Source organism: uncultured Shewanella sp. (assembly GCF_947491715.1).
GTDB lineage: Bacteria > Pseudomonadota > Gammaproteobacteria > Enterobacterales > Shewanellaceae > Shewanella.
Genome location: NZ_CANLKR010000073.1, coordinates 1 through 8,258, shown reverse-complemented (window position 1 = coordinate 8,258; position 8,258 = coordinate 1). Strand labels below are relative to the sequence as shown.

Annotated in this window: 4 protein-coding genes; 2 read left to right on the top strand and 2 right to left on the bottom strand. The window is 40.5% G+C overall.

Annotation, left to right across the window (positions count from 1 at the left end):
• Window positions 1-197: 197 nt before the first annotated feature.
• A complete protein-coding gene (gene typA, locus Q0779_RS23420; protein WP_298776654.1) occupies window positions 198-2,015 on the bottom strand; it encodes a translational GTPase TypA in 1,818 nt (605 codons plus the stop codon).
• 655 nt (window positions 2,016-2,670) lie between these two features.
• Here typA and glnA point away from each other — a divergent pair.
• A complete protein-coding gene (glnA, locus tag Q0779_RS23415; protein WP_298776651.1) occupies window positions 2,671-4,080 on the top strand; it encodes a glutamate--ammonia ligase in 1,410 nt (469 codons plus the stop codon).
• 267 nt (window positions 4,081-4,347) lie between these two features.
• Window positions 4,348-6,507: a carbohydrate-binding family V/XII gene (locus tag Q0779_RS23410; protein ID WP_298776648.1), complete on the top strand. Its 2,160-nt coding sequence runs from the start codon at window positions 4,348-4,350 to the stop codon at window positions 6,505-6,507.
• A 13-nt stretch (window positions 6,508-6,520) separates the two neighbouring features.
• Here the strand turns inward: Q0779_RS23410 and Q0779_RS23405 are convergent, their stop codons facing one another.
• Complete coding sequence (locus Q0779_RS23405) at window positions 6,521-8,140, bottom strand: diguanylate cyclase (protein ID WP_298776646.1); 1,620 nt, start codon at window positions 8,138-8,140, stop codon at window positions 6,521-6,523.
• Between the last annotated feature and the right edge of the window lie 118 nt (window positions 8,141-8,258).

Here is an 8,258-nt window from a genome sequence, read left to right as displayed (position 1 = left end):
CCCTCCTATTATAGGTGTGCTCTTGCATATCTGGTGTATTGTCGATGCAGCAACCTATAAAAATTGAGCCGCTCATCCCCACCATGACTTCTCTTTAAAAAAAAACAAAAAAGCCTAGGGTGTTTCCACTCTAGGCTTTTTAACTATCCGTTGTACTCTTGCCTCTCTAAAAGAGAAAACAAGAGTAAACTCACATATTACTTGCTGCTACGATTATGACGCTTACGCTCATTTTCGGTCAAATAACGCTTACGAACACGAATGTTCTCAGGCGTCACTTCAACTAACTCATCATCATCGATGAATTCAAGCGCTTGCTCTAACGTCATTTCAATATGCGGTGTTAGAACTTGCGCTTCATCTGTACCCGATGCACGCATGTTAGTTAACTGCTTACCTTTCAGACAGTTTACTGTTAAGTCATTAGCACGCGCATGTAGACCGATGACTTGACCTTCGTAAACTTCTGCCGCATGGCCAATAAAGAGACGACCACGATCCTGAAGGCCAAATAAAGCAAATGTGAGCGCCTTACCTGTTGCATTAGAGATAAGCACACCACGTGCACGCTGACCAATATCCCCGCCTTTCACAGGACCATAATGATCAAATGAATGATAAATCAGACCCGTACCTGAAGTCGATGTCATGAATTCTGTTTGGAAACCGATTAAGCCACGGCTTGGAATGATAAAGTCAATACGCACACGACCTTTACCATCAAGCTGCATGTCTTTCATGTCACCTTTACGGATCCCCAACTTCTCAATCACACTGCCTTGATGTTCTTCTTCAACATCAACAGTCAATGTTTCGTAAGGTTCACACATCACGCCATCGATCTCTTTTTCGATAACTTCTGGACGTGAAACCGCTAGCTCATAACCTTCACGACGCATGTTTTCAATCAAAATAGACAGGTGAAGCTCACCACGACCTGAAACACGGAAACGATCTGGACTCTCAGTCTCTTCAACACGTAATGCAACGTTATGCACCAATTCTTGCTCTAAACGCTCAAGGATATTACGTGAAGTCACATACTTACCTTCTTTACCCGCAAAAGGTGACGTATTCACTTGGAAAGTCATGGTTAATGTTGGCTCATCAACCGAAAGTGGCGGCAATGCTTCAACAGTCGTTGTCGCACAAACAGTATCTGAAATCTGAAGCTGACCAAGGCCGGTAATCGCAACAATATCTCCCGCATTAGCGACATCCACTTCATGACGGTCAAGACCCATGTAACCTAATACTTGGCCCATCTTACCGTTACGCTTTTTGCCATCAGCACCAACAATCGTCACTTGTTGATTCGTTTTAACGCTACCACGCTTAATACGACCAACACCAATAACACCCACGTATGAGTTGTAATCCAGTTGAGAAATCTGCATTTGGAAGTCGCCTTCCGCATCTGCGTCAGGTGAAGACACTTTTTCAACAATAGTTTCAAATAATGGCGTCATATCTTCACTTGCCTCATCAGGATCCAGTGAAGCAAAACCATTTAATGCCGATGCATAAACAATTGGGAAATCCAACTGCTCATCGGTCGCACCTAAGTTATCAAACAAATCAAAAACTTGATCGATAACCCAATCAGGACGAGCACCTGGACGGTCAATTTTGTTAATCACAACAATTGGCTTAAGGCCTTGAGCAAACGCTTTCTTGGTAACAAAACGCGTTTGTGGCATTGGACCATCAACGGCATCGACCAACAATAAAACTGAATCAACCATTGAAAGGACACGCTCTACTTCACCACCGAAATCGGCGTGACCTGGAGTATCAACGATATTAATACGATAATCGTTCCACTTGATGGCAGTGTTCTTGGCCAGAATCGTGATCCCACGCTCCTTTTCAAGATCATTTGAATCCATCACCCGCTCAGTGGCTTCTCCTCGAGACTCAAGGGTTCCTGACTGCGCCAGCAGCTTATCAACCAAGGTAGTTTTACCATGGTCAACGTGTGCAATAATGGCGATGTTACGTAAATTCTCTAACACGGCTAAACCTCTTACCATCGGGATAAATATAGGGTTATTATAACGAAACAAATGCGCTTCATTTTATTCGTTACGATAAAAAGCGTGCTATTCTACTCTAGGCTAGACTTTTCTCACAGGATTATTTTTAACCAATCACAATATAATTGCTTTTTTAGTCGCTTTTACACTCGTAATGCTCATCATCAATACTCTCTTCACAATGAATATGGCAGAAACAAGGATCTGGGCCGCTTAAATAAATCGCTTACGATTGCCCAATGAAGTGGCATATTCTGCACAATATTCAAGCACTCTTTTATCTGATACCATAACGTTTTTGACATTCTATTCAAAGTAACCACAGTAAATTGGAAGTCATCAGGATAAGATGATGAGTTATAGAGTATTTACTCTTTAACCTTGCTCCCTTACCTTATTTTATTTAATGCACTGAGATGATGCGAAGATAAGCACCAACAATGTGCAAACAATGCACCATTATGGTGCTAACTATAGCCATTTAAAATCGGTAAATATCTCATAACTCTTTAAAATCATATTGTTGTAAACTTGGCACATCTCTGGCTATTAGTCTTTCAAATCGCATCTAGCCAAAATATATGATGCCAGTCCAATTAAAGTGTGACTTTACCTAACTCGGAGACTTTATATAATGTCAGCTGAATCAGTTTTACAGCAATTACAAGAATTAGAAGTTAAATTTGTTGATTTGCGTTTTACCGATACTCGAGGTAAAGAGCAACACGTCTCGATCCCTACTCATCAAGTTGATGAAGACTTTTTTGAAGACGGCAAAATGTTTGATGGCTCATCAATTTCTGGATGGAAAGGTATTAATGAGTCTGACATGGTGCTGATGCCAGATCCAAGTAGTTTTGTACTCGATCCTTTTACAGCAGATGTCACCGCAAATATACGCTGTGATATTTTAGAACCGACGACTATGTCTGGTTATAATCGCGATCCTCGCTCTATTGCCAAGAAAGCCGAAGAGTATTTACGTTCAACCGGTATCGCTGACACTGTCCTGGTGGGTCCGGAACCTGAATTTTTCTTATTTGACGACGTTAAATATGGCGCAGATATGTCTGGTTGCTTCTATAAAGTCGATGCTGAAGAAGCAGCTTGGAATTCGGGTAAAAGTTACGAAGGTGGTAACACAGGCCATCGTCCAGGTGTTAAAGGCGGCTATTTCCCAGTCGCGCCAGTTGATTCTTCTCAAGATTTACGAAGCGCAATGTGCCTAGTTCTTGAAGAAATGGGTCAAGTCGTTGAAGCACATCATCATGAAGTGGCTACTGCAGGTCAAAATGAAATTGCGACCCGCTTTAATTCACTCACCTTAAAAGCCGATGAAGTCCAAGTCCTCAAGTATGTCATTCATAACGTTGCACATGCCTATGGAAAAACAGCAACGTTTATGCCTAAACCTGTTGTCGGTGATAATGGCAGTGGCATGCATGTACATCAATCATTGGCTAAAGATGGCGTCAACCTTTTCGCTGGCGATAAATATGGAGGTTTAAGTGAAACAGCCCTTTATTATATTGGTGGGATCATTAAACATGCAAAAGCCATTAATGCATTTGCAAACCCTGCAACCAACTCTTATAAGCGTTTAATTCCACATTTTGAAGCCCCTGTTATGCTTGCTTATTCAGCACGTAACCGCTCTGCATCGATCCGTATTCCTGTCGTACCAAGCGCAAAAGGTCGCCGCATCGAAGTCCGCTTCCCCGATCCTATGGCCAACCCATACCTTGCTTTTTCAGCTATGTTAATGGCAGGTCTAGATGGTATTCAAAATAAAATCCACCCCGGTGAGGCAATGGATAAAGATCTGTATGACTTACCCGCTGAAGAGGCCGCAGAAATTCCACAAGTGGCCACCTCGTTACAAGAAGCACTCGACTGTCTTGATGCAGATCGTGAATTCTTAACCCGTGGTGACGTGTTCTGTAATGATTTCATTGATTCATATATTCAATTAAAACAAGAAGATGTTGAAAAAGTCAACAATACGACACATCCCGTAGAATTTGAGCTTTATTATAGTCTTTAATGCAATCATGCCTTTAAGAAATTAATGCACAACCGCCTCATTTGAGAGGCGGTTTTTTTATCCATTTTATATATAACACAACCTCACCTTTGTACCTCGCCCTATAACTAACTACACTTGAGTAAGTCGTAATTCAGTTAACTTATGTTAACCTTGAACCATCAAATGAAAAATAATCATACGAACTCAGAAGGTTACCAATAAAACGGGTTGACATTTCTGAGTCATTTTTCATCATAATGAACCCAATATGAGCAGGGAATCGTCATGATAAAACAGATAATACTCTCCTTTAAATCAGTAATGATAGGAATGTTACTTTTCAGCTTATTCCCACTCACAGCCTTAGCTGCTGATTGGCCACAAGAAATCACTGAGCCTGAAGGTAAAGTTGTGGTTTATCAACTACAACCTGATTCATTGTCAGGTAATACTCTCCAAGGAAAAGCCGCATTATCACTCGAATTAACAGGTCAAAACACCCCTATTTTTGGTGCTTTTTGGTTTATAGCAAGAGTGAATACTGGCACAGAAACCGCACAAATCAGAGATGTCGACGTCACACAAATTAAATGGCCAGATGAAACAAAAGATACAGAAAAGCTAAATAGCATCGTAGATAACGCACTGAAATCCACCACATTTCAGCTATCCATGAAGAGCTTAACGGCAAGTCTAGCCAGCTCTAAACAAGAAAGAAAAAGCTTACAAGAACTGAAAAACACCGCTCCAACCATTATCTTTAAACAACAGCTGACCATTTTATTAAGCTATGATGGCGCACCTATTTATCGTGCTATTGATAATTCGGAGTACGAAAGAGTCATTAACACCCCCTTCGCTGTTGCCCGTAATAAAAAAACTAAGAAACTGTATCTTAGTAGCGGTAATTTTTGGTATGAAGCCAATAATCCATTAGGACCATGGACATTAACTCGTAAGCCTCCTGCCGATCTCGTTAAATTGATGCCAAAAGCCAAAACAACATCTTCAACCACAGGAACACCGCCGGCAATTTTTGCGACAACCACACCAACAGAGCTCATTTCAACGCAAGGCCAACCTAAATGGAAAAGTTTAATTGCTGGACAATTGCTTTATGTGACCAATACAGAAGTGCCTTGGTTACGAGATACCTCCAATAACAAAATGTATGTATTATTATCGGGGCGTTGGTATAGTGCAGCTAAAGAATCCGGTCCTTGGACCTTTGTAAGAGCAGATAAATTACCAGAAAGTTTTAGCAATATACCGCCCGATTCTGATATTAGCGGCGTTCGTGTATCCGTCGCAGGCACCGCTGAAGCTAACGAAGCTGTTATTAATGCAAAAATCCCACAAACGGCAGCCATAAAACGTAAAGGGACAACCACTAAAGTCACTTATAACGGTGAGCCTAAATTTGAAATGATCCCAGGCACTCAAGTCGCCTATGCGGTAAATACGGATTCACAAGTATTGAGAGTCAATGATCAATTTTATGCTGTTGACAATGGGGTTTGGTTTATCTCATCATCGCCAACTGGGCCATGGATCGTTGCCGATCATATTCCCAGTGAACAAATTGCCCAAATCCCTCCAAGTTCACCCGTTTATAACACCACTTATGTACAGATTTATGATTCGACACCCGATGTGGTTTATGTAGGCTACACCTCAGGCTATCTCTGGTCCTATCCCTATTATGGTGTCCCCGTCTACGGTACAGGTTGGTATTATCCTCCGCTTTGGGGCCCTTATTATTATCCAAGACCTGTTACTTGGGGCGTTTATGTTGGCTATAATCCGTGGATAGGCTGGAATTATGGCATGTCTTGGGGTTATGGTTTTTACAGCGCTGGATTCGCTTGGGGTGTTGCTTGGGGTGGAGGCTATTATGCTGGAGGCTATCACGGTGGTGGATACCGCTCTCCAGTCTTTATCAATAACGGTAATATAAATATTAATACGGGTAACATCAATATTGGTAATAACGTCAACTTTGGTAATAGGACAAATATCAATAATCAAATACAACGTAACAATATAACCAAAAATAATATTTATAATAACCCTCAAAACAGAGTAAGAAATGCCAATAAATCCACCTTGAATAGAAACTTCACTCAAGCGACTCATAATTCAGCAAGAAAAAATAATGTGTTTTCAGATAAAAATGGCAATGTTGCTCGCAATCATAATGGTCAATGGCAAAGTAGAAGTAACCAACAGTGGCAAAACTTGAGTCATCAAAATAATCTTTCTCAAACTCAGAAAAATAATGCCCTAAACAAAGTGCAAAACCACTCAAATAATGCCAGTGGGTTGTCGAATGATTTTAGACAACAAATGAACAACAGAGGCATAGACAGAGATAGCTTAAACAACTCCCGAAACATTCGCCAAAATTTTCAAGGACAAGGACGGTTTCAGCGGGGACGTAAATGACAATTAAACATTACTAACTATCAAACTGATAACATTGAATATTATTGCGCCCTTTATGTTTAGCGGCATAAAGGGCTTCGTCCGCCTGCTCAATGATATTTTCTGCATTATTTCCCGAAAAGCGGCAAATACCTGCAGAAAAACTGACTTTAAACTCACCTTGTTCGCTACTATGCTCTAGCTGATTAAATGCTTCTCGAATTTCATTCATCACAAACAAAGCTTCATCTTCCCTTGTTCGAGGAAAAACAACCGCAAACTCCTCTCCACCATAACGGCCAATGCTATGATCCCCTCGTAACCTTTGCTTAAGAAATAAAGACAAAGTGGAAATGACTTTATCGCCAACAGTATGCCCATAACTGTCATTCACTTTTTTAAAAAAATCAATGTCCACCATCGCAAAGCATAATGCCTCTCCTTGCTCTTTAGCATAACGGCATGCTTGCTTTAATTTATCGAGTATATGAGTATGATTAAATAACCCAGTCAAACTATCACGTATAATCAAATCATTAAGCACTCGGCCTCTCTCACAACGAGTCTGCACCGTAGACACAAGATGCTTAGGCGCTATGGGTTTAGTGAGAAAATCATCGCCCCCTAATTTCATCGCATTTAATTGAATATCTTTATTATTTTCACCCGATAAAAATAGAATAGGCAAACGTAAATATGCCGATTGCTGCCTGATCACACTGGCCAGTTCCGTTCCTGTACATCCAGGCATATACATGTCCATTAAAATTAATTCGGGTTCAAATTGCTCCATAGCCTCTAATATTGTTAATGGCTGAGTCACAATCTGTGTCAGCATTCCAGCACGATTCAGTGCATGCTCACAAAATAGGGCTTGGCTGTGAGAGTCATCCATAATCAACACTTTGTAGGGCTTTAGTGATGGAGTCGAATAGAATTGCTCCACTGAACGTAATAATTGGGCTAGAGTAGGGCGTACGTAAAAACCTGAACCACCCACTTGGCAAGCCGACAATCTTAATTCAATTGGTACATTTTCTTGATGAGTAATAAAAATTTTGGGGACATTGGCTTGGTGTGCTTTCATCAATTCAATACCGACTCCTTCCCCGGTAAAGTTCACATCGATGATAATTGCACTTTGTGTGAACTGCTGTAGATTTAAAATAAAATCTTGCTTATCTTTAATCACCTGACAATGAACATCAAAAAATGCAAGCTGTTCAGACAGCTTTTCAGCCAGTTCTTGATTTAGTGCCAGTAAAATAGGATGCTTATGGGGAATATAAGGTGCCGGATCAAGATTATCATCGTGACGTAAAACAAGTTTAGCCAGTACATTAATGTGATAATCCAATGACACCAGCTCTTCGAATTTTAAATTACGATTCATTTGCTGCAAACTGTTTAGCTGCAACTGAATTTTTATCACTTTATCTGACAATTCCGCGGATTCAACTTGTTTTATTTGGCGAAATAAACCATGAACTTTATCTATGAGTGTATCGACCTCATGTTGTGACAAACTGGAATTTGTCACTTCAATGTCATTAGGTAAAAAATAACTTTCACGCCAACAGTGCAATAATTCTCTGACTTCATGGGTAACCCTATGAGGTAACTTATTATTGACAGCCTGCTGATTATTCATCATGAGACTTCCTTTTCTCTCATTTCATTCGAGCACTCACTCAAGTATATACCCAAACCACTTGAAAGTGCATGTTTTCAGAGCCCGTAAAAAGGCTTAATTCAAGGCGCATTATTGAAAG